The following is a 19,960-nucleotide window of genomic DNA, read 5'->3' as shown; positions in this document are numbered from 1 at the left end:
CCTGAGCCTGAGCCTGTGCCTGTGCCTGGGGCTACCGCGCCGATGCGTCCGAGAGCCCCGGAACCTGAGGTCCCGGGGCTCCCGGATCACGGCGTATCTATGAGCGGAAAGGCTCAGAGACCGGCGGTCAGGCCGTCGGCGAGGCCGGTGACGGCGCCGGTGTTCAGGCCGGTGGCACCCTCGACCGTGCCGACGACGCCGCCGACGACGCCCGAGACGGGGGCGATCGAGTCAACGGTGCTGGTGACGTTGGACGCGACACCGGCGACGAGGCCACCGGAGACGTTGTCGAGGTCGGCGTCGGAAATCTCGAGGGTCTCGACCTGGGGGACGTTGTTCATGGTGTGAGCTGCCCTTCTCAATGAATGTGCATAGGTATTTCCCACGCCGTGGAACCTGGGGATTCGAATTCCGCGGCGAGCCAGGATCAAAGCACGTTCGCAGCTCGTACATCCAATCGACGGAGCGGCCGCCGAGCGGGGTTGTGGCGGCGTATCACCGCTGCGTGCAGGCAGGTTCACCGCGTCACGGCAGCTCCTTCACAAGATTCACAGACGGGAATCAGGGATGCGGAGCGACTCCTTCCAACAAATCGGACACTTTCCCGTCGAGGCGCGGTTCGTGTGGCCGATGCATGGAAATTCGCGGGGAGTCGGGCCCGAATTCCGTGACCGGAGTGCACATTCGATGTGCAGGTTATTTGAAGGCGTGCTCAATCGTGACCGAAGTGGACAGTGAGGGGCAGGACCGGCCTTAACGCGCTGTTAACTCAGCGTAGCTTGATCGTACTTGACCGTAGTCGTCCGGAAGGGTTGACTTCCTGTTCGTCATCCCCCGCATCGTCCTCGACGCGAGAGCGAGTCCGTGACTTCTACGCCTGCTCAGAGCTCCGACCTGCTCGTCCCTCTTGATCTGGCCTTCTGGAACATCGAGACCGCCGAACACCCCATGCACCTGGGCGCACTCGGGGTCTTCGAGGCCGAAGGGCCCGATGCCGCGGACCGCGCCGCGGGGCTTCTCGCGACCCGGGCGGCGGCGGTGCCGGGGCTGCGCATGCGGATACGTTCCGTCTGGCTGCCCGTCGGCGGCGCGATGCGCGTACCGATGCCCGCCTTCGACCCCCTGGAGCACATACGGCTCACGGCCCCCGTGCCGGACTTCCACGCCGCGGCGGGGGAGTTGATGCGGCGTTCGGTGGCGCGGGACCGGCCGCCGTGGGAGGCGCACGTCCTGCCGGGCGCCGACGGCACGTCCTTCGCGGTCCTCTTCAAGTTCCACCACGCGCTCGCCGACGGCCTGCGCGCCCTCACGCTCGGCGCGGCCCTCCTCGACCCCGTCGACCTGCCCGCGTCCCGGCAGCGCCCGCAGGCCCCCGCGACGTCCCCGTGGTCGGTCCTCGACCCCCGCACCCTGCCGACGCGCGTCCGCGGCACCGTCGCGGACGTGGGCCAGGCGCTCGGCATCGGCACCTCCGTGGCGCGCGCCGCACTCGGCGTACGTTCCTGCGCCGCGCTCTCCTCGACCGCCACCGGCACCCGCCGCACCGCCGGTGTCGTCCTCGACCTGGACGACGTCCACCAGGTGCGCAAGGCCGTCGGCGGCACCGTCAACGACGTCCTGATCGCCGTCGTCGCCGGAGCCCTGCGCCGCTGGCTCGACGAGCGCGGCGACTGCAGCGAGGGAGTCGAGCCGCGCGCCCTCATCCCGGTCTCCCGCCGCCGGCCCCGCACCGCCCAGCCCCCGGGCAACCGCCTCTCCGGCTACCTGGTCCGCCTCCCCGTCGGCCGCGAGGACCCGCTCGACAGGCTGCGGAGCGTGCGCGCCGCCATGGACCGCAACAAGGACGCGGGCCCCGAGCGGGGCGCCGGAGCCGTGGCGCTCCTCGCCGAGCACGTGCCGTCGCTCGGGCACCGGATCGGCGGCCCCGTCGTCGCCCAGGCCGCCCGGCTGCTCTTCGACATCCTCGTCACCAGCGTTCCGCTGCCCGGCATCGGACTGCGGCTCGGCGGCTGCCGCCTCATCGAGGTCTATCCGTTCGCGCCCCTCGCCCGGGGCCAGTCCCTCGCCGTCGCCGTCTCCACCTACCGCGGGCGCGTCCACTACGGGCTGGTCGCGGACGCCGCCGCCGTGCCCGACCTGGAGCTCCTCGCGCAGGGCCTGCGGGACGAGCTCGCGGGACTCGTGGCGGTGTGCGCACGGGACACGGGTTTGGTGACCGGGCCCGCCGCTACGTAAACTTCCGCTTTTGGAGTTCCGCGGACGACCAGATGCGCCGTGGCACGGACACGAGGACAGCGGCGATGACGGTGACAGACGAAAGCCAGGAGGGGCAGGCCGAGCACGTGGCGTACGGCCCCGGCATCGACCCGGACCGCCTCGCCGTCTGCCTCGGGGTGCTCGACGAGCTGGACAAGCTCGACGTCGACCACCCGGACGCGATCGCCGTGCGCCGCGCCACGGCCGGCATCTACCGGACGGTGAAGCAGCGCCGCCGCCAGGAACGCCGCGCCGCCAAGACCGCCCACGACAAGGCCGTCACCGAGGCCACCGCCACCGGCTCCGCGCAGCGCATCGACGACGAGACCGAGGGCCTGCTGCCCTCGTCGCAGACCGAGGAGGGCCGGATCGCGGGGATACTCCAGCGCCCGCGCTCCTGCTACACCTGCAAGACGCGGTACGTGGAAGTCGACTACTTCTACCACCAGCTCTGTCCGGACTGCGCCCGCCTGAACCGCACCAAGCGCGACGCCCGCGCCGACCTCACCGGCAAGCGCGCCCTGCTCACCGGCGGCCGCGCCAAGATCGGCATGTACATCGCGCTGCGTCTGCTGCGTGACGGTGCCCACACCACCATCACGACCCGGTTCCCCAAGGACGCCATCCGCCGCTTCAAGGCGATGGACGACTCGGCGGACTGGCTGCACCGCCTCGAGGTCGTCGGCATCGACCTGCGCGACCCGGCCCAGTCCGTGGCCCTCGCCGAGCAGGTCAGTGCCGCGGGCCCGCTCGACATCCTGATCAACAACGCCACGCAGACGGTACGCCGCCTGCCCTCCGCCTACGCCGCGCTGGTCGACGGCGAGAGCGCACCGCTGCCCGCCGGGGAGCTGCCCGCCCACTCCGTCATCGGCGCCTTCAACTCCGGAGCGGTCGACGGCCTCGCCGCGCTGCCCCTGGGGACGAGCGGCCTGGACGCGCAGAAGGTGGCCGACCTCGCCCTCGTCGCGGGCAACGCCAGCGTCGCCCGGCACCTCGACGGCACCGCCATCGACGCGGGCGGTCTCGTCCCGGACGTCGTCGACAGCAACACGTGGGTGCAGACCATCGAGCAGATCTCCCCGGTGGAGCTCCTCGAGACCCAGCTGTGCAACTACACGTCGCCGTTCATCCTGATCAGCGCGCTGCGCGGGGCCATGGCCGACGCCGCGAAGAAGGCGCCGAGCGGCCGGGCGCACATCGTCAACGTCTCGGCGATGGAGGGCGTCTTCGGCCGCGGCTACAAGGGTGCGGGGCACCCGAACACCAACGCCGCCAAGGCCGCGATGAACATGGTGACGCGCACCAGCGCCCAGGAGATGTTCCAGACCGACGGCATTCTCATGACGTCGGTGGACACCGGCTGGATCACCGACGAGCGCCCGCACTACGACAAACTGCGCCTCGCCGAGGAGGGCTTCCACGCCCCGCTCGACCTGATCGACGGTGCCGCCCGCGTCTACGACCCGGTGGTGCGCGGCGAGGCGGGCGAGGACGTGTACGGCGTCTTCCTCAAGGACTACGAGCCGGGCAAGTGGTAGCCGATCAGGGCGTGTAGCGAACGTGCCCTAGCACATGGCTGGGTCGCCCGGTAGTCCCTGAATCCAGGGATACGCCGGAGGTGTGGCGTACGGCACACTCGCATGTGACGCAGGGCGCAGCGAGTGCCCCGCGTGCCTCACCCGGCGACCTAGGGGCGTGTGATGGGTGCACAGGACGTACGCGGTACGGCAGCAGCCGAGGCGGTGGCGGGGGCGGGGGCCCTCGCCCGGTCGCCCGGCACCCCGAATCCGGCTCCGCCGCTCAGCCAGGCGGGCCGCGAGATCCTCAAGGCCACTCTGGTGCCTCTGGTCATCGAGCAGGCCGAAGTGGGCCAGGCCCTGGTGAAGGCCGCGTACGCCCGGCAACTCAACGTGCGAAGAGGCGAGTTGGAGGCCGTCCGGAGCCGGGCGACCGCTGCGGCCGAGGCGACTCCGCCCGCCGCGGACCACCTCGTCGACCTGCTCGGCGCGGCCGACGAGGCCCCGCGTGCCGAGGATCTGGCAGCGGTTCCGATCGACACCCTCCGCGCCTTCGGCGAGCAACTCGTCGCCGTACGCCGGTCCGTGCTGGAGGAGGCCGAGTCGGCGGACGCGGACGGGTCGGTGACGGGGCCCGCGCGTCAGGCGCTGCACTCCGCGGTGGTGGCGGTGAAGGGCCTTGCCGCCAACGCCGGTTCGTCGCGGGTCGGGCTGATGAACCTGGAGCGCCTGGAGATGGTGCCGGCCGGCATCGAGCGCGGCGAACTCGTCGCCACCATCCCGCTGGCCCCGCTGGAGGAGACCGCCGTCGTCCAGAAGGAGTGGTCGGTCCAGAAGAAGGAGTTCACCTCCATCGTCACGGACGAGCTGGAGACCTTCAGCGAGACCGGCGTGACCGACAACACCGAGCTGGCGCAGTCGACGTCGTCGGAGCAGCAGCACTCCAACCAGTTCAACGTCACCGGGACCGTCTCCGGCGGCATCCCCGTCATCTCGGGCTCGGCCACCTCCGGCTACACCGCGCAGGACTCGTCCTCCCAGTCCGCGACGGACAGCCGCAAGCACGCCACCACGCTCACCCAGAAGGCCTCCGCGCGGGCGAAGCAGGAACACAAGGTCACCATCAGCACGACCACCGTCACCGGCTCGTCCCAGACCTCCACGAGGAAGCTGCGCAACCCCAGCGACGTCGACCCGATGCGCATCGACTACTTCAGCCTGATGCGCAAGTGGCGGGTCAGGCTCTACCGGTACGGGCTGCGCGAGACGTACGACATCGTGGTCCCGGAGCCGGGCGCCGCGCTGCGCCGGGCCTACGTGGAGCTGGAGAGGCTGCGGGCCCAGCTGAAGCCCTTCGCGTTCGACGTACCGCACAACGACGTCACCGACGCGGTCCGCAAGGACGATCCCGAGCCGCCGAAGACCGACCCGCCGACCGACAAGCAGCCGCACTACCTGGTCCTCGCGGACCGGTACGGCGCCCAGGGCCTGCCGCGGCCCCCGGCGCCGCTGCCGCCCCAGCCCTACGCCGTCGACTCCGGAGCGCTGCCCAACGGCCGCGCGTCCACCCGGGTCACGCTGAAGATCCCGGACGGGTACGAGGTCGTCCGCATCACCATCGCCGGCCGGATGACGAGCTTCTCCGACACCGACTTCGCGGGGGACGACAGCGCGGGGAGCGACGGCACGGAGAGCGACAGCACGGTCGCTCTGATGGCAGCGCTCGGCCAGTTCACCGTCGTCGGCACGGACATCCCGTTCACCCCCTTCGGCGAGAAGGTCTTCGACCCCGGCACCGTCCTGCACAAGGACACCGGCGGCGACTTCCTCGCGGGCGCGACGGGCTCACCCGTGGTCGTGCTGGTGTGGGACCGCGTCTCCACGCAGACGCTGGTCCTGACCGCCGAGGTGCGCCCCACGAAGGCCGCCTACGAACAGTGGCGGGACGAGGTGTGGAACGGTCTGTTCACCGCCGCCCAGACCCGGTACTACGACCAGCAGCAGGACATCGCGGGACGGATCGCGGCCCTCGAGGAGCGCCTGGGCAGCGTGGACACGCTCACGCTGCGGCGTGAGGAGAACGACGAGGTCATGCGGGCGGTGCTGCGGTATCTGCTCGGCGACCGCTTCCCGACCATGCCGAAGGACGTCGTGGACACCTTCAGGGACGCGAAGGTGGACATCACCCACGGGACGAGCTTCGACTCCGACGCCCTGAAACCGGACTCCACGGCGTGGTCGACGGTGCGTCGGTACGAGAATCTCGTGCGCTTCGTCAACCAGGCCATCGAGTGGGAGAACGTCGTCAGCTTCCTCTACTCGTACTTCTGGGACATCCCCGAGAGCTGGGCGTTCATCCGCGACATCAAGCACCCGGACGCCAACCGGCAGGCGTTCCTGCGGGCCGGCAGCGCCCGGGTCGTCCTGACCGTGCGCAAGGGGTGGGAGACGCGCTGGGTGAACTTCGTCGAGCGGGGCGTCATCGACGATCCGGCCGAGCCGTCACCGCCCGCGCTGTACTGGACGATCGCCCAGGAGATCGCCGCGTACGACGACCGCAACTACCCGGGCATCCCGCCCGCCAACCCGAGCCGTACCGCGGTGCGGATCCAGGACGCGGTGATCAGCAAATCCAGCTCCGTCGTCGGGCCGAGCCAGACGCCGGTGGCGATCCGGGTCGAGTCCAGCGAGGGGTTCGTCGCGGGGGCGCAGGTCGTCATCGACTCCGCGCGCGAGCTGAGCAACAGCCAGGAGCTCACGACGGTCACCCGGATCCTGTCCGGGACCCAGATCGAGGTCGCCCGGCTCACCAAGGCGCACAACGGCGCCACCACGCCGTTCCCGGTGCTGCAGCCCGCGGAGAAGGGTGAACTCATGGCGGAGTGGAACGAGTACACCCCGACCTCCGGCACCGACATCGCCGTGACGAGCAACCTGTCCACCATCAACTGAGCGGGCCGCGATGCCTACCACGTACCCCGGCATGGACATCATGCTCTGGGACCCGCGCCTGTCGTGGCTGTGGCGCCGGTCGAACCTGCGCTTCATCGGGTTCTACCTGGCCCACGACCGCGGGGACGACAGCACGAGCTGGTCCACCCGGCTGTGGGACCTCAGGGATCCGGGCTGGACCGTCCTGCCGATCTGGGTGCCCTTCAAGTCCACGCAGATCGACGGGGCCGCGGCCGACCCGGTGAAGAAGAAGCCGGCCGTGCCAGGAGGGGCGTTCGGGACGGTCGACGGCGGGGACGACGGTCTCGCCGCCGTCGGCCTCGCCCGGCGCGCCGGGCTCGAGGCCGGGGCGACGCTCTATCTGGACATCGAGGGGCACCTGAGCGGGGGCCCCGGGGCCTGGGCCAAGGCGTCCACCGGCACGGCCGAGTACATCCTGTCGTGGCTGCTCGCGGTCTCCCTCGCGGGATACAGGACCGGGTTCTACTGCTACCGCGCCGAGTTGGACCCGCGTACTCTCCTCGATCCGCGCGTCCTCTCGTTCCGGCCGGTGTTCTACGCCGTGTCGGTCCCGTCGACCGACCGGTCCCGGTGGAACAACAACACCTTCGAGCTCGCCCCCTACCCGCTGCCGAGCTGGGGGGTCGGCCCCAACGAGCGCTGGCAGTACGCGGACAACGTGATCGCCGTCCAGTACGCGCAGCCGCCGGACCCCGCCCTGACCTGGCCGGACGCCAACGGGCGGCCCCAGAACCACCGTGTCCCGGGCAGCCACCGGGACGTCGACTGGGACGAGGCGAAGGTCTTTGACCCCACGCACCCGAAGGCCGCGATCGCGCTGGCCGCGGCGCAGCACCACACGGCCCCGGACCGCGTACGGCTCTTCGCCGCGACCACCGAACAGCTGCTGACGGCGGTACGGGACAAGGCGGGCAGGACCGGCCCGCTGGGCGCGACCCCGGTCCTGCCCCGGGACACCGTCCCGACGCCGCCGCCGGGAGCCGATGGCTTCGATGCCACGAGCACCGCCGCGAGCAGCACCGACGCCGTGTCGCAGCACGTCTTCCTGCTGGGCGCCGACGGCCGGATCCGCATCCGGTGGATCACGCCCCGCCAGCCCTTCCCGCCGCATCCGCAGCCCGTGAACCCCGCCCGGAATCCGGCCCGCAAGGGCAGCCCTCTGGCGGCGGCGTCCCGTACGCCGCTCGCTCTGGACCTGGTGTACGTCGACCGCGAGCACCGGCTCGTACGGCAGTTCTCGCAGGCGGGCCCGGCCGTGGACTGGACGAACAACGTGCAGACCGTGCCGTCGCCCCCCAGAGCGGGCGGCAGGGACGCCCTGCTGGTCGCGGGCAGCAGCAACCTCGCACTGCTGCCCTCGCCGAACGACGCCGTCCACAGCGCCGACCGGCTCGACGTGTTCCACGTCGGCCACGACTACTCCCTGCCGCCCTGGAACGACCCGCGTGCCTGGCAGGTCGTGCACACCCGCTGGATCTTCGCCCGCGGCCGCCCGGCTCCCCCGGCCACGGCTCTCGTCCCCGGGCTCGACGGCGTCGCCGCGGCGAGCGGTGTCGCGGCGGTCCGCACCGCCGACCGGACACTGCACCTGATCGTCCAGGACCGGGCCCGTACGCGGCTCAGGCACGCCACGTTGAAGCGCGCCGCGACGGACTGGGAGAGCGCGCAGGGCCCTGCCGGGGAACTGCCCCTGCTGCACCGCCCCGAGCGCGGGGACCCGGTCGCCGCGTGGTGGATGAACCTGCAGTTGCTGGCCGCCGTCAACCGCGTCCTGCTGGTGGGCGTCCTCGCCACCGGCCACCTGGCGTGGTCGGCGTACGACGGCACGGCCTGGTCGAAGATCGCCGCCAAGCACGCGGGCTTCACCCCGGGACGCCCCCTGTGCCTGGCACGGCGCGGCGCGAAGGCCGTGGACGTCTTCGGCTTCGGTGAGGACGGGCAACTCCTCCAGCGCACCCTCACCCTCCTGGACAAGGCCGGCGCGGCGCTGGCCCCCTTCTAGGGCCTGTGGCGGTCGGCCAGGGGTTGCGGCGGGTAGGCCGGGACCGCCGTCTCACCATCCGGATGGTTCGCGAAAATTTTTGGGCAGCCGGTCCGGGGTGCCGTGCACGGCGCGGTCCGGACCGGCTCCCCCTTTTCCGCCAGTCGTGACCGGGCGTGCGCCCACGGTGACCGACCCGGCGGTGAGCACGCAACTCCCGTCGCTGTCACGGTTGGTGGCCGAGTTGCGCCGGTGCGTGGCCGCCGTCCGGTGACGGTGTCGGACGTGCGTCCCGTCCGGGTCTCGGGGAGCCCGGACCCCCGGGGCCTCATGGGGCCGCTTCGGGGGCGTTGTCCGGATTCCACCCCGACTCAGGTCCCCATCGAGCGAGGCAGCGCTCATTTGGTTAATGTAGTGCGAACGGGCGGCCACGAGAGATCCACAAGCATCCCTCGGTCGCTCCGGGGACAGGCCGGCAACCATGGCCGCGGTCCCGCCAGAGAACGGCGCCACCGCGACCGAACTGCCCTTGTCCTTCCGTTACGCGACACAAAGGAGTGCGCGGTGACACCAGATCTGACGAAGCACGAAAAGCGACCGGCGGAATGCGGCGGCGAGCGGGCCGGACGGCCCCAGAAGCTCCGCAACCTGGAGGCGTGGGCCAAGGCGGCCCCCATCCGTCTGGCCGGCTACGAGGACGACCTCGCCGAGCCGCACATCCTCCCCGGTATCGACTGAGTCGACACCTGCCGGGTAACGCACCGGTCCGCTTCGCCACGTGCCCCCTGTCCTGGACGACCGGGGGCACAGGTGTGTCCGGACGCGCTCCGGTAGCCGTGATCCCGGAGGTGTGGGGCGACCCGCGTTGACACGCGGGGGAGCGGGTGACTGTAATGGTGCTCGTGCCGCGTGGCGCCGACCGAAGAGCAGTGGGCGGGTCGGCGATCGGGCGAGCACCTTCACTCAAGGACGACGCCGATGACCACGTCATGAGTTCTTGACCCCCAGGCCATCGCCTGACCCGCGCGCTTCGGCGCGCCTCCGGCCACGCCTCACGCGTGGCCGCGACTCCCCTTCCTGCACGCCGCGGTGCCCGCGGTCGGCCGACGCCGCCGACGCGGTCCCGCGCACCCCGTACGGAGATGCGACACCGTCATGCCCACACCCTTCAACCAGTCCGTCATCGACGAGTTCCGAGCGAACGGGGGCAAGGTCGGCGGCCCCTTCGAGGGCGGCGACCTCCTCCTGCTCACCACCACCGGCGCACGGTCCGGCAAGCGGCACACGACCCCGCTGGGCTACGTCCGCGACGGCGGCCTGCTCCTGGTCATCGGGTCGAACCTCGGCGGCCCGCGCCACCCCGACTGGTACCACAACGTCCTCGCGCACCCCGCGGTGAGCGTGGAGCTCGGCACCGAGACGTTCGAGGCCGTCGCCGTTCCTGCCGAAGGAGAGCGGCGCGAACGGCTCTTCGAGCGGATCGTGGCCGCCGACCCCGGCTACTGCGAGTACCAGGCGCGGACGGACCGGGTCCTGCCGGTCGTCGTCCTGGAACGGCCCGCGCACGAGGCGGACATCCCGGATGGCGCCTCGAACTTCGCCGAGAAGATGCTGCAGGTGCATCTCTGGCTGCGCGGCCAGCTGCGCCACGTACGCGACGAGACCGACGCGTACTTCGCCGCGCTCGCCGGGCACCGGGGGCCGGACGCCCCGCCGTCACCGGGCCTCGGACTGCAGATCCGCCAGCACTGCCTGGCGTTCTGCGACGCCCTGGAGTTCCACCACAGGGGCGAGGACGCGCATCTCTTCCCGACCATGGCGGGCTACTACCCCGAGCTGCGCGACACCTTCGACCTGCTCGCCGAGGAACACCGGAAGGTCGCCCGCGTCCAGGGCGAACTCGCCGCGCTCCTCGCGGATCTCGGCGGCGCGGACCCCGTACGGTTCCGTGCCGAACTGACCCGCATGTCGGCGGAGTTGACGGCCCACCTCGACCACGAGGAGGAGTCGCTGCTGCCGATCCTCACCGGGCTCCCGTGGCCTCCCGGGCCGCCCGCCTGACGCCACGTCACTCTCGGGCCCGCCCCGTGCTCTCGCGTTCGATGAGCCGCGGGAGCGGGACCTGGACCGTCGCCGCGGGACCGTCGTCCAGCAGGGCGAGGAGCTCGCGGGCGGCGGTCCTGCCGAAGGAGACCGTGTCCCGGGAGAGGGCCGTCAGCCACGGGTGCACCATGCGGCACAGCGCCGAGTCCTCCCAGGCGACGACCGACACGTCGTCCGGGACCGCGAAGCCGAGTGAGGTCGCGGCGGCGACCCCGGCGACGGCCATCACGTCGTTGTCGTAGACCAGCGCCGTCGGGGGCTCCGCCGACTCAAGGACCCGCCGGGTCACGGCGGCGCCCTCGGCGTCGGAGTAGTCCGTCGTCACCGAACGGACCCCCGACAGGCCGCGGCCGTCCGCCTCGACGCGCAGGGTGCGGATGCGGCGTTCCGTGTGCGCGAGCCCTTCGAGGCCCGCGATGTGCACGATGCGGCGGTGCCCGAGCGCGTGCAGATGGCCGACGACCGAGGCCATCGCGCCCGCGTCGTCCGCCCACACCGTGGACAGGCCCGGATGCCCGGCGTCCGGATCGGGCACGCCGCCCGTCACCACCGCGGGCAGCCCCAGCTCGTCGAGGAGCGCGGGCCGCGGGTCGTCCGTGCGCGGGTCCACCACGAGGACGCCGTCCACCCGGTGCTCCGCCCACCAGCGGCGGTAGACCGCGCACTCGTCCGCGACGTCCTCCACGACCTGGAAGAGCAGCCCCAAGTGCCGCTCCGCGAGGACTTCCTGGACCCCGGAGATCAGCTGCAGGAAGAACGAGTCGACGCCCAGCGTCGCCGCCGGGCGCGCCACCACCAGGCCCACCGTCGCCGAGCCCTCGCCCGAGAGGGCGCGCGCCGCTGTGCTGGGCCGCCAGCCCAGCTGTTCGGCGACCCTGCGCACCCGGTCACGGGTGATGTCGGAGACGCCGGGCCGGTCGTTGAGCGCGAAGGAGACGGCGCTCTCGGAGACCCCGGCGCGGCGCGCGATGTCCTTCATGGTCGGCCGGCGCGCCGGTGACCGCTTGCCTTGCACCCGTTGCCCCTTTCCTGGCTCCCGGATACTAATGCGCTTGAGCGCTCAGACTCTAAAGCGCATTAGTCATCGGCCGCAAGGCTTCCAACACACCCTTCTGACCTGCCTAGTTGCCCGAATGATCGGCCGATCTTCGATTTCTGTTCCCCGAATCCATTGACTTTGCGCCACAGTTCCGTGCAGGGTCTGCCTCGGCGTGGATTGCCCGGTTCGGACGGTCGCAGTCACCGCCGTCTCACGCTGGGCCGAGCAAAGGAGCCGTTTCACCGTGCGTATCTCCCGCAACCCCCGCAGAGCGGTCGCCGCAGGCGCCGTCCTCGCCGTCCTGCTGCCGTTGAGCGCCTGTGGTGACGGAGACGACGGCGGAGGTTCGACCGACGCGTCGGGGAAGGTCGAGGGTGAGATCACCTTCCAGACCTGGAACCTGAAGGCGAACTTCAAGTCGTACTTCGAGGGCGTCGTGGACGGCTTCGAGAAGAAGTACCCGGGCACGAAGGTCCGGTGGATCGACCAGCCCGGCGAGGGCTACGCCGACAAGATCAGCGCCGACGCGGCCGCGGGCACCCTGCCCGACGTCGTCAACGTCTCGCCCGACCTCGTCGCCCCGCTCGCCAAGGCGGGCCTTGCCCTCGACCTCGACAAGTCGGCGTCGAAGTACGAGAAGGAGTACCTCCCCGGAGCCTGGAAGAGCCACCAGGTACCGGGCACGGAGGGCACGTACGCCTTCCCCTGGTACCTCAACACGGGGCCGCTGTTCTACAACAAGCGCCTGTTCAAGGACGCGGGCCTCGACGAGAACAAGCCCCCGACGACGTACGACGAGCTCTTCGACGACGCCCTGGAGCTGGCCGACAAGAGCGACGGCAAGGTCGCCACGCTCGCCAACGTCCCCACGATCGAGGACTTCGGGCGCTACGGCGTCCCGCTGATGAACAAGGAAGGCACCGGCTTCACCTTCAACGACGCCAAGGGCGTCGAACTCCTCACCAAGTACAAGAAGCTGTACGACGCGAAGGCCCTGGACGGACAGGCGCTGACCGCGACGCCCGAGTCCACCGGCAAGAAGTTCCTCACCGAGGCCGTCGCCATGAACCCCGGCAGCGCCCTCGACCTGGAGAAGTTCAAGAAGGACGCGCCGCGGCTCTACAAGAACATCGGCATCACGCCGCAGATCAGCAGCACCGGCAAGGACAACATGTACGTCATGGGCGTCATGGTGAACACCAAGACGAAGCAGACGCCCGCCGCCGTGGCCTTCGCGCACTACGTCACCGACGCGCAGCGCCAGATGGAGTTCGCCAAGAAGGTCGCGATCTTCCCGAGCACCGAAGGGTCCCTCGACGACCCGTACTTCACCAAGCAGGACGGCAAGGACGAGACACGGGTACGCGTCGCGGCCGCCAAGTCCATCAAGACCGCGGTGAACTACACCCCCGTGCTCTTCAGCGAGCAGATGAAGGTCGAGCTGCGCAACTCCGTCGCCAAGGCGCTGCAGGGCAAGGAGAGCCCCAAGGAAGCACTTGACAACGCTGTCAAGAACTGCGACCGGCTGCTGCAGCAGAGCTGAGACCAGGAACCGGTAACGCCATGAAGAGCACCACCGCCTCCCAGGCCGCCCCCACCGACCTCGCGGCCCCCGGCGCCGCCGCCAAGGAGCCGCGCCCCGACGGGCGCGGCCCCCGCCGCGGCATCCGGCGCCAGCTGCCCACCAGCCCCTGGCTGTTCGCGGCGCCCGGCCTCGCGATCGTCGGCGTGTTCATCCTCTATCCGTTCCTCAGCACCCTGAACAACGCGTTCACCGACAAGCGGACCCTCATCGAGGGCGACTACGTCGGCTTCGCCAACTTCCAGGAGCTGTGGCACGACGAGATGTTCTGGATCGGCCTGCGCAACAGCACGCTGTACGTCCTCGGGGTCGTGCCCGCGCTCGTCATCCTGCCGCTGCTGCTCGCCCTGCTCGTCCAGAAGCACATCCCCGGCATCACGTTCTTCCGCTCCGCCTTCTACACACCGGTGGTCGCCTCCATCGTCGTGGTCGGCCTGATCTGGGTGTGGATGCTCGACGAACGTGGCCTGGTCAACGCCCTGCTGGAGGCGGTGGGCGTCGGCAAGGCCGGCTTCCTCAGCGACCAGTGGCTCCTCCTCCTGAGCGCCATGACGGTCACGGTCTGGAAGGGCCTCGGCTACTACATGATCATTTACCTCGCGGCGCTCGCCAACGTGCCCCGCGAGCTCCACGAGGCCGCGGCCGTCGACGGAGCCGGTGCCGTACGCCGCTTCTTCAGCGTCACCGTCCCCGCCGTGCGCTCCACCATGGTGCTCGTCGCCGCGCTCTCCTCGGTCGCCGCCTTCAAGGTGTTCTCCGAGGTCTACCTGATGGCGGGCCCCGCCGGCGGCCCCGCGGGCGAGGACACCACGCTCGTCATGCTCGTCCAGCGCGTCGGCACCGGCCTGACCGGGCGCGTCGGCTACGCCTCGGCCATCTCCGTCGTCGTCTTCGTCGTCACCGTCGCGCTCATGCTGCTCGTCCTGCGGGCGGACCGGAAGGAGGACGCGTGACCACCATCGACGGCGGTGCGCGCCACGAGACCCGCACCGACAAGTCCCGGGGGCCGCGTCGGCGGCGGATCACCGACGAGAACGGCCGCAGGATGCCCGTCTGGGAGATCGTCCTGCGCTACCTCCTCCTTGTCGCGGTCCTCGCGCTGATGATCGGCCCGTTCCTCTGGCAGCTGTCCACCGCGCTCAAGGGCCCGCACGAGAACATCTTCAGCTCACCGCCGAAGTTCCTGCCCGCCGACCCCACCCTGCACAACTTCGAACGCGTCGCCGACACCATCCCGGTCTGGGACTACGCGCTCAACTCGCTCAAGGTGGCCGCCGCCAACGTCGTCACCAACTGCGTCGGCGCCGCACTCGCCGGCTACGCCCTGGCGCGCCTGCGCTACCGCGGCCGCAAGGCAGCCACGATCGTCTTCATCCTGGCCATGCTGGTGCCCGTCGAAGGCATCATCATCGCCCAGTTCACCACCATGCGTGAGCTCGGCCTGAACAACACCCTCATCGGTGTGCTGCTGCCCGGCTGCGTCTCCGCGCTCAACGTCCTGCTGATGCGCAACGCCTTCCTCAACGTGCCCTACGAGATCGAGGAAGCCGCGTTTGTAGACGGCGCGAACGTCTGGCAGCGGTTCCTGCGCATCGCGCTGCCCGCCGTCAAGGGCACCCTCGCCGTCGTCGCGATCTTCGCCTTCATGGGGGCCTGGGACGACTTCCTGTGGCCGCTGATCGTGCTGAGCGACCCGGACCGGTTCACCCTCACCATCGGCCTGAACTACCTGCACGGCACGTTCGCCAACGACGAACGCCTCGTCGCCGCGGGCACCGTCATCGCCGTACTCCCGCTGATCATCCTCTTCGCCTGTCTGCAGCGGTACTTCTTCCGCGGTGTGGGCGAGGGCGCGGTCAAGGGCTGAGGCCCGCTCCGCGCCCCACATCCTCCAGAACCAGGATCCGCATTGCCTTCCGCATCGCCTTCCCCGCTGCCCATGGGCCGGCCGCGCTTCGGCGCCAACTACACGCCCGGCCAGGGGTGGTTCCACCACTGGCTCGACTTCGACCTCGACGCCGTGCGCGCCGACCTCGACGCCATCGCCTCGCTGGGCCTCGACCACATCCGGGTCTTCCCGATCTGGCCGTACTTCCAGCCGAACCGCACCCTGATCCGCCCGCGCGCCGTCGAGCAGCTGGTCCAGCTCGCCGACGCCGCCGCCGAACGCGGCCTCGACGTCAACGTCGACGGCCTCCAGGGGCACCTCTCCAGCTTCGACTTCCTGCCCGCCTGGACCCAGACCTGGCACCGGCGGAACATCTTCGCCGACCCCGACGTGATCTCCGGGCAGGTCGATTACCTGCGGACGCTGGCCGCCGCGTTGGCGGACCGGCCGAACTTCATCGGCATGACCATCGGCAACGAGATCAACCAGTTCTCGGCGGGCCCGCACCCCGACCCCGACCGCATCACCGAGGAGCAGGCCGAGAGCTGGCTGCGCACCGTCCTCGCCGCGTGCGAGGAGGGCGCGCCCGGCAAGCTGCACCTGCACGCCGAGTACGACGCCGCCTGGTACCAGGACGACCAGCCCTTCACCCCGGCGCAGGCCGCCGGGCTCGGCGCGATGACCGCCGTGCACTCCTGGGTGTTCAACGGCACGGCCCAGCGCCACGGACGCACCGGAGCGGCAACGCGGCACCACGCGGCGTACATGATCGAGCTGTCCAAGGCCTGGGCGACCGACCCGCGTCGCCCCGTCTGGCTCCAGGAGGTCGGCGCGCCCGCACCGCTCATACCCGCCGAGCACGCGGCCGCCTTCACCGAGGACACCGTCGAGGCCGCCCTCGACTGCCAGGACGTGTGGGGCGTGACGTGGTGGTGCTCCCACGACGTCTCGCGCGACCTCGCGGATTTCCCGGAGCTGGAGTACAGCCTCGGTCTGTTGACCAACGAGGGGAAGGTCAAGCCCGCGGGGGAGGCGATCGCCCGGATCGTGCGGGAGTGGCGCGGCCGTACGTACGCGCCGGCGCCGCGGACGACCGCGGTGGTCGTGGACGACGCCATGTCCCGGCGGTCGGAGTGTGCCCCTGGAGGGGCGGTCTTCGAGGCGTTCGCGCGGCTCGTGGCGGACGGGGTGCGCCCGGCGGTGGTCCTCGCCGGGCGGGTGGCCGACGCGGGACATCTCGCCGCGCGGGGCATCACGGAGGTCGTGACACCGGGGGAGGTCCGCTAGGCCAGAACGCTTCTCCTTCCCCGACCCCGCCCCTCCCCGAGACCAAGGGGCTTCGCCCCCTGGACCCCCTCAATCGCCCTCCGGGCTCGTCCTCGAACGGCGGACGGGCTGCATCTTTGAGCCCCTCCGGCGTTCGAGGAGCGGGGTCTGGGGCGGAGCCCCAGTTTCGGGAAGGGGCGGGATCGGGGAAAGCCCACCGCCCACCCGCCCCCCACTCACTCGCACCGAAGACCCCCCAGGAGAACCCTCATGCATGACGACCGCACCCTGGTCGAAGCCCGCCTCAAGCGGGTTCTGGACGAGCGCATCAGGCCCGCCGTGTACCCCGCGTCCGTACCGCTCGACGTGGCCGTGTGGAACGCGCCCGGCGAGCCCGTGCCGGTCGCCGAAGGGCTCGCCGCCGAGCCGTCGCCGACAGCGGTCGGCGAGAAGTGGGGGGCACCCTGGGGGACCAGCTGGTTCCGGGTGACCGGGACCGTGCCGCGGGAGTGGGCGGGCAGGACCGTCGAGGCCGTCCTCGACCTCGGCTTCGACGAGAACATGCCCGGCTTCCAGTGCGAAGGCCTCGTCTACCGCCCCGACGGCACCCCGGTGAAGGGCCTCAACCCGCGCAACCAGTGGGTGCGGATCGCCGCTCCCGCCGAGGGCGGCGAAGAGGTGCGGCTGCACATCGAGGCCGCGTCCAACCCCGTCATCCTCGACTACCACCCCTTCCTGCCCACGCGGCTCGGCGACAAGGAGACCGCGGGCAGTGAGCCCCAGTACCGGCTGGAGCGCATGGACCTCGCCGTCTTCGACGAGACGGTGTGGCAGCTCGTCATCGACCTCGAAGTCCTCGGCGAGCTCATGCAGGAACTGCCCCAGGACTCCGGGCGGCGCTACGACATCGTGCGCGCCGTCGGCCGCGCCCTCGACGCCGTCGACCTCCAGGACGTGAACGGCTCGGCCGCCGCCGCGCGGGCGCAGCTCGAAGGGGTGCTCACCACCCCCGCCGAGCCGTCGGCGCACCGCATCAGCGCCGTCGGCCACGCCCACATCGATTCGGCGTGGCTGTGGCCGCTGCGCGAGACGGTGCGCAAGGTGGCGCGTACGACGTCGAACATGACCGCGCTCATCGAGGACGAGCCGGACTTCGTCTTCGCCATGTCGCAGGCGCAGCAGTGGGCGTGGATCAAGGAACACCGGCCGGAGGTGTGGGCCAAGGTCAAGAAGGCCGTCGCCGACGGACGGTTCGTGCCCGCGGGCGGCATGTGGGTCGAGTCGGACACCAACATGCCGGGCTCGGAGGCGATGGCCCGTCAGTTCGTGCACGGCAAGCGGTTCTTCCTCGACGAGTTCGGCGTCGAGAACGACGAGGCGTGGCTGCCCGACACCTTCGGCTTCGCCGCCGGACTCCCGCAGATCATCAAGGCGGCCGGCTCCAAGTGGCTGCTCACGCAGAAGATCTCGTGGTCGCAGACGAACCGCTTCCCGCACCACACCTTCAACTGGGAGGGCATCGACGGCACCCGGATCTTCACGCACTTCCCGCCCGTCGACACGTACAACTGCTCGATGAAGGGCAGCGAGATCGCCCACGCTGCGAAGAACTTCAAGGACAAGGGCGTCGCCCGGCACTCCCTCGCCCCGACCGGCTGGGGCGACGGTGGCGGCGGCACGACCCGCGAGATGATCGCCAAGGCGGCACGCCTCCGTGACCTGGAGGGCTCGGCGACCGTCGAGTGGGAGACGCCCGCCGCGTTCTTCGAGAAGGCCGAGGCCGAGTACCCGGGCGCCCCGGTCTGGGTCGGCGAGCTCTACCTCGAACTGCACCGCGCCACCCTCACCAGCCAGGCCGGTACCAAGCAGGGCAACCGCCGCAGCGAACACCTCCTCCGGGAGGCGGAGCTGTGGGCCGCGACGGCGGCGGTGCGGGGCGACTTCGCTTACCCCTACGAGCAGTTGGACCGCATCTGGAAGACGGTGCTGCTCCACCAGTTCCACGACATCCTGCCCGGCTCGTCCATCGCGTGGGTGCACCGCGAGGCCCGTGCGACCTACGCGGCGCTCGCCCAGGAGCTCAACGGCATCATCGACGAGGCGCAGCACGCACTCGCCGGTGAGGGCACGGAAACCTTGGTCTTCAACTCGAACCCGCACACCCTCGACGGCGTCCCCGCAGGAGGCGCGCGGCCCGCCGTCGTCGACGGACAGTCGGCGATCGCCTCCCGCGCCGACGGCGGCTACGTCCTCGACAACGGGCTGCTGCGCGTGGAGATCGACGCGCGCGGTCTGGTCGTCTCCGCGTACGACCTGGTGGCCGACCGCGAGACCGTCGCGCCGGGCCGGGCGGCCAACCTGCCGCAGATCCACGCCGACTTCCCGAACATGTGGGACGCGTGGGACGTGGACGAGTTCTACCGCAACACCGTGACCGACCTCGTGGAGGCGGACGAGGTGACAGCCGGTGAGGGCGGGTCGGTGCGGATCGTGCGCACCTTCGGCACCTCGCGCCTCACGCAGGTGCTCACGCTCGCGCCCGGTGACCGGCGCCTCGACATCGACACCGAGGTCGACTGGCACGAGACGGAGAAGTTCCTCAAGCTCGCCTTCCCGCTGGACATCCACGCGGAGCGGTACGCCTCGGAGACCCAGTTCGGGCACTTCTACCGCGCCACGCACACCAACACGAGCTGGGAGGCGGCCAAGTTCGAGGCGTGCAACCACCGCTTCGTGCACATCGAGGAGCCGGGCTGGGGCGTCGCGCTGGTCAACGACTCGACGTACGGGCACGACGTGACCCGCACGGTCCGCGCCGAGGACTCCGGCACGACCACGACGGTCCGCGTCTCGCTCCTGCGCGCCCCGCGCTTCCCCGACCCCGAGACCGACCAGGGCGTCCACCGCTTCCGGCACGCGCTGGTGCCGGGTGCGGCGATCGGCGACGCGGTGCGCGAGGGCTACCGCGTCAACCTGCCCGAGCGCAGGATCACCGGAGGCGCCGAGGTGGCGCCGCTGGTGACGGTCGACAACGACGCGGTGGTCGTGACGGCGGTCAAGCTCGCCGACGACGGCAGCGGTGACGTGGTCGTCCGCTTCCACGAGGCCCACGGCGGGCGGGCGAAGGCGACGCTCACCACGGGGTTCGCGGCGGGTTCGGTCGCCGTGACCGACTTGTTGGAGCGGCCGCTCGACGGGGTGCCTGTACCCGAACTCGCGGGTGACGCGGTGTCGGTGACGCTGCGGCCGTTCGAGCTGGTGACACTGCGGTTCACGCGGGGCTGAGAGCCTGTCTTTGAACCCCCGTCGTTCGCGCGGAGCGCGGGCGCAGCGGCGTCCGGTGCGTGCGATC

General features: G+C 70.9%; 13 protein-coding genes. 11 read left to right on the top strand and 2 right to left on the bottom strand.

All coding sequences use genetic code 11. The annotated features are described in order from the left end of the window. Positions 1 to 113: 113 nt before the first annotated feature. On the bottom strand, positions 114 to 341 hold the full coding sequence (locus AC07DO_RS38070) for a type A2 lantipeptide (protein ID WP_150214471.1): 228 nt from the start codon (positions 339 to 341) through the stop codon (positions 114 to 116). A gap of 523 nt (positions 342 to 864) precedes the next feature. Between AC07DO_RS38070 and AC07DO_RS38065 the strand changes: the two genes are divergently transcribed. The 6 genes from AC07DO_RS38065 (at position 865) to AC07DO_RS38040 (ending at position 10,791) form a co-directional block, all read left to right on the top strand. Then, entirely contained in the window at positions 865 to 2,235 is a 1,371-nt protein-coding gene (locus tag AC07DO_RS38065; RefSeq protein WP_479066781.1) for a wax ester/triacylglycerol synthase family O-acyltransferase, read from the top strand. A gap of 65 nt (positions 2,236 to 2,300) precedes the next feature. Further along, the gene (locus AC07DO_RS38060) at positions 2,301 to 3,797 is read left to right on the top strand and encodes an SDR family NAD(P)-dependent oxidoreductase (protein ID WP_479066779.1); all 1,497 of its coding nucleotides are present in this window, start codon (positions 2,301 to 2,303) and stop codon (positions 3,795 to 3,797) included. A 162-nt stretch (positions 3,798 to 3,959) separates the two neighbouring features. Continuing rightward, a complete protein-coding gene (locus AC07DO_RS38055) occupies positions 3,960 to 6,728 on the top strand; it encodes a hypothetical protein (RefSeq protein WP_479066777.1) in 2,769 nt (922 codons plus the stop codon). Between the two features lie 10 nt (positions 6,729 to 6,738). Beyond that, positions 6,739 to 8,751, top strand: coding sequence for a glycoside hydrolase domain-containing protein (locus AC07DO_RS38050; protein WP_479066775.1), 2,013 nt, complete (start codon positions 6,739 to 6,741; stop codon positions 8,749 to 8,751). 543 nt (positions 8,752 to 9,294) lie between these two features. Further along, positions 9,295 to 9,468, top strand: a complete 174-nt coding sequence (locus AC07DO_RS38045) for a hypothetical protein (protein ID WP_479066773.1) — start codon at positions 9,295 to 9,297, stop codon at positions 9,466 to 9,468. Between the two features lie 417 nt (positions 9,469 to 9,885). Then, positions 9,886 to 10,791, top strand: a complete 906-nt coding sequence (locus AC07DO_RS38040; RefSeq protein ID WP_479066771.1) for a nitroreductase/quinone reductase family protein — start codon at positions 9,886 to 9,888, stop codon at positions 10,789 to 10,791. A 7-nt stretch (positions 10,792 to 10,798) separates the two neighbouring features. Here the strand turns inward: AC07DO_RS38040 and AC07DO_RS38035 are convergent, their stop codons facing one another. Next, positions 10,799 to 11,848 (bottom strand): LacI family DNA-binding transcriptional regulator, encoded by a 1,050-nt coding sequence (locus AC07DO_RS38035; protein WP_479066769.1) that lies wholly within the window; start codon positions 11,846 to 11,848, stop codon positions 10,799 to 10,801. Between the two features lie 268 nt (positions 11,849 to 12,116). Between AC07DO_RS38035 and AC07DO_RS38030 the strand changes: the two genes are divergently transcribed. From AC07DO_RS38030 to AC07DO_RS38010, 5 genes are all read left to right on the top strand, one after another. Then, positions 12,117 to 13,415 (top strand): extracellular solute-binding protein, encoded by a 1,299-nt coding sequence (locus AC07DO_RS38030; RefSeq protein WP_479066767.1) that lies wholly within the window; start codon positions 12,117 to 12,119, stop codon positions 13,413 to 13,415. A 20-nt stretch (positions 13,416 to 13,435) separates the two neighbouring features. After that, positions 13,436 to 14,407, top strand: coding sequence for a carbohydrate ABC transporter permease (locus AC07DO_RS38025; protein WP_479066765.1), 972 nt, complete (start codon positions 13,436 to 13,438; stop codon positions 14,405 to 14,407). Positions 14,408 to 14,499: 92 nt separating this feature from the next. After that, a complete protein-coding gene (locus tag AC07DO_RS38020; protein ID WP_479066952.1) occupies positions 14,500 to 15,321 on the top strand; it encodes a carbohydrate ABC transporter permease in 822 nt (273 codons plus the stop codon). A gap of 72 nt (positions 15,322 to 15,393) precedes the next feature. Beyond that, on the top strand, positions 15,394 to 16,629 hold the full coding sequence (locus AC07DO_RS38015) for a glycoside hydrolase 5 family protein (RefSeq protein ID WP_479066950.1): 1,236 nt from the start codon (positions 15,394 to 15,396) through the stop codon (positions 16,627 to 16,629). A 249-nt stretch (positions 16,630 to 16,878) separates the two neighbouring features. Beyond that, on the top strand, positions 16,879 to 19,893 hold the full coding sequence (locus AC07DO_RS38010) for an alpha-mannosidase (protein ID WP_479066763.1): 3,015 nt from the start codon (positions 16,879 to 16,881) through the stop codon (positions 19,891 to 19,893). Positions 19,894 to 19,960: the final 67 nt, after the last annotated feature.

It is taken from the genome of Streptomyces sp. NPDC045678 (assembly GCF_056432085.1).
This window is presented reverse-complemented; position numbering and strand designations above follow the sequence as displayed.

Excerpts from the sequence above, each read along its gene's own strand:
- AC07DO_RS38025 (WP_479066765.1), top strand. The coding sequence starts at position 13,436 with ATGAAGAGCACCACCGCCTCCCAGGCCGCCCCCACCGACCTCGCGGCC.
- AC07DO_RS38020 (WP_479066952.1), top strand. The coding sequence starts at position 14,500 with ATGCCCGTCTGGGAGATCGTCCTGCGCTACCTCCTCCTTGTCGCGGTC.
- AC07DO_RS38015 (WP_479066950.1), top strand. The coding sequence starts at position 15,394 with ATGGGCCGGCCGCGCTTCGGCGCCAACTACACGCCCGGCCAGGGGTGG.
- AC07DO_RS38055 (WP_479066777.1), top strand. The coding sequence starts at position 3,960 with ATGGGTGCACAGGACGTACGCGGTACGGCAGCAGCCGAGGCGGTGGCG.
- AC07DO_RS38070 (WP_150214471.1), bottom strand. The coding sequence starts at position 341 with ATGAACAACGTCCCCCAGGTCGAGACCCTCGAGATTTCCGACGCCGAC.
- AC07DO_RS38040 (WP_479066771.1), top strand. The coding sequence starts at position 9,886 with ATGCCCACACCCTTCAACCAGTCCGTCATCGACGAGTTCCGAGCGAAC.
- AC07DO_RS38050 (WP_479066775.1), top strand. The coding sequence starts at position 6,739 with ATGCCTACCACGTACCCCGGCATGGACATCATGCTCTGGGACCCGCGC.
- AC07DO_RS38010 (WP_479066763.1), top strand. The coding sequence starts at position 16,879 with ATGCATGACGACCGCACCCTGGTCGAAGCCCGCCTCAAGCGGGTTCTG.
- AC07DO_RS38060 (WP_479066779.1), top strand. The coding sequence starts at position 2,301 with ATGACGGTGACAGACGAAAGCCAGGAGGGGCAGGCCGAGCACGTGGCG.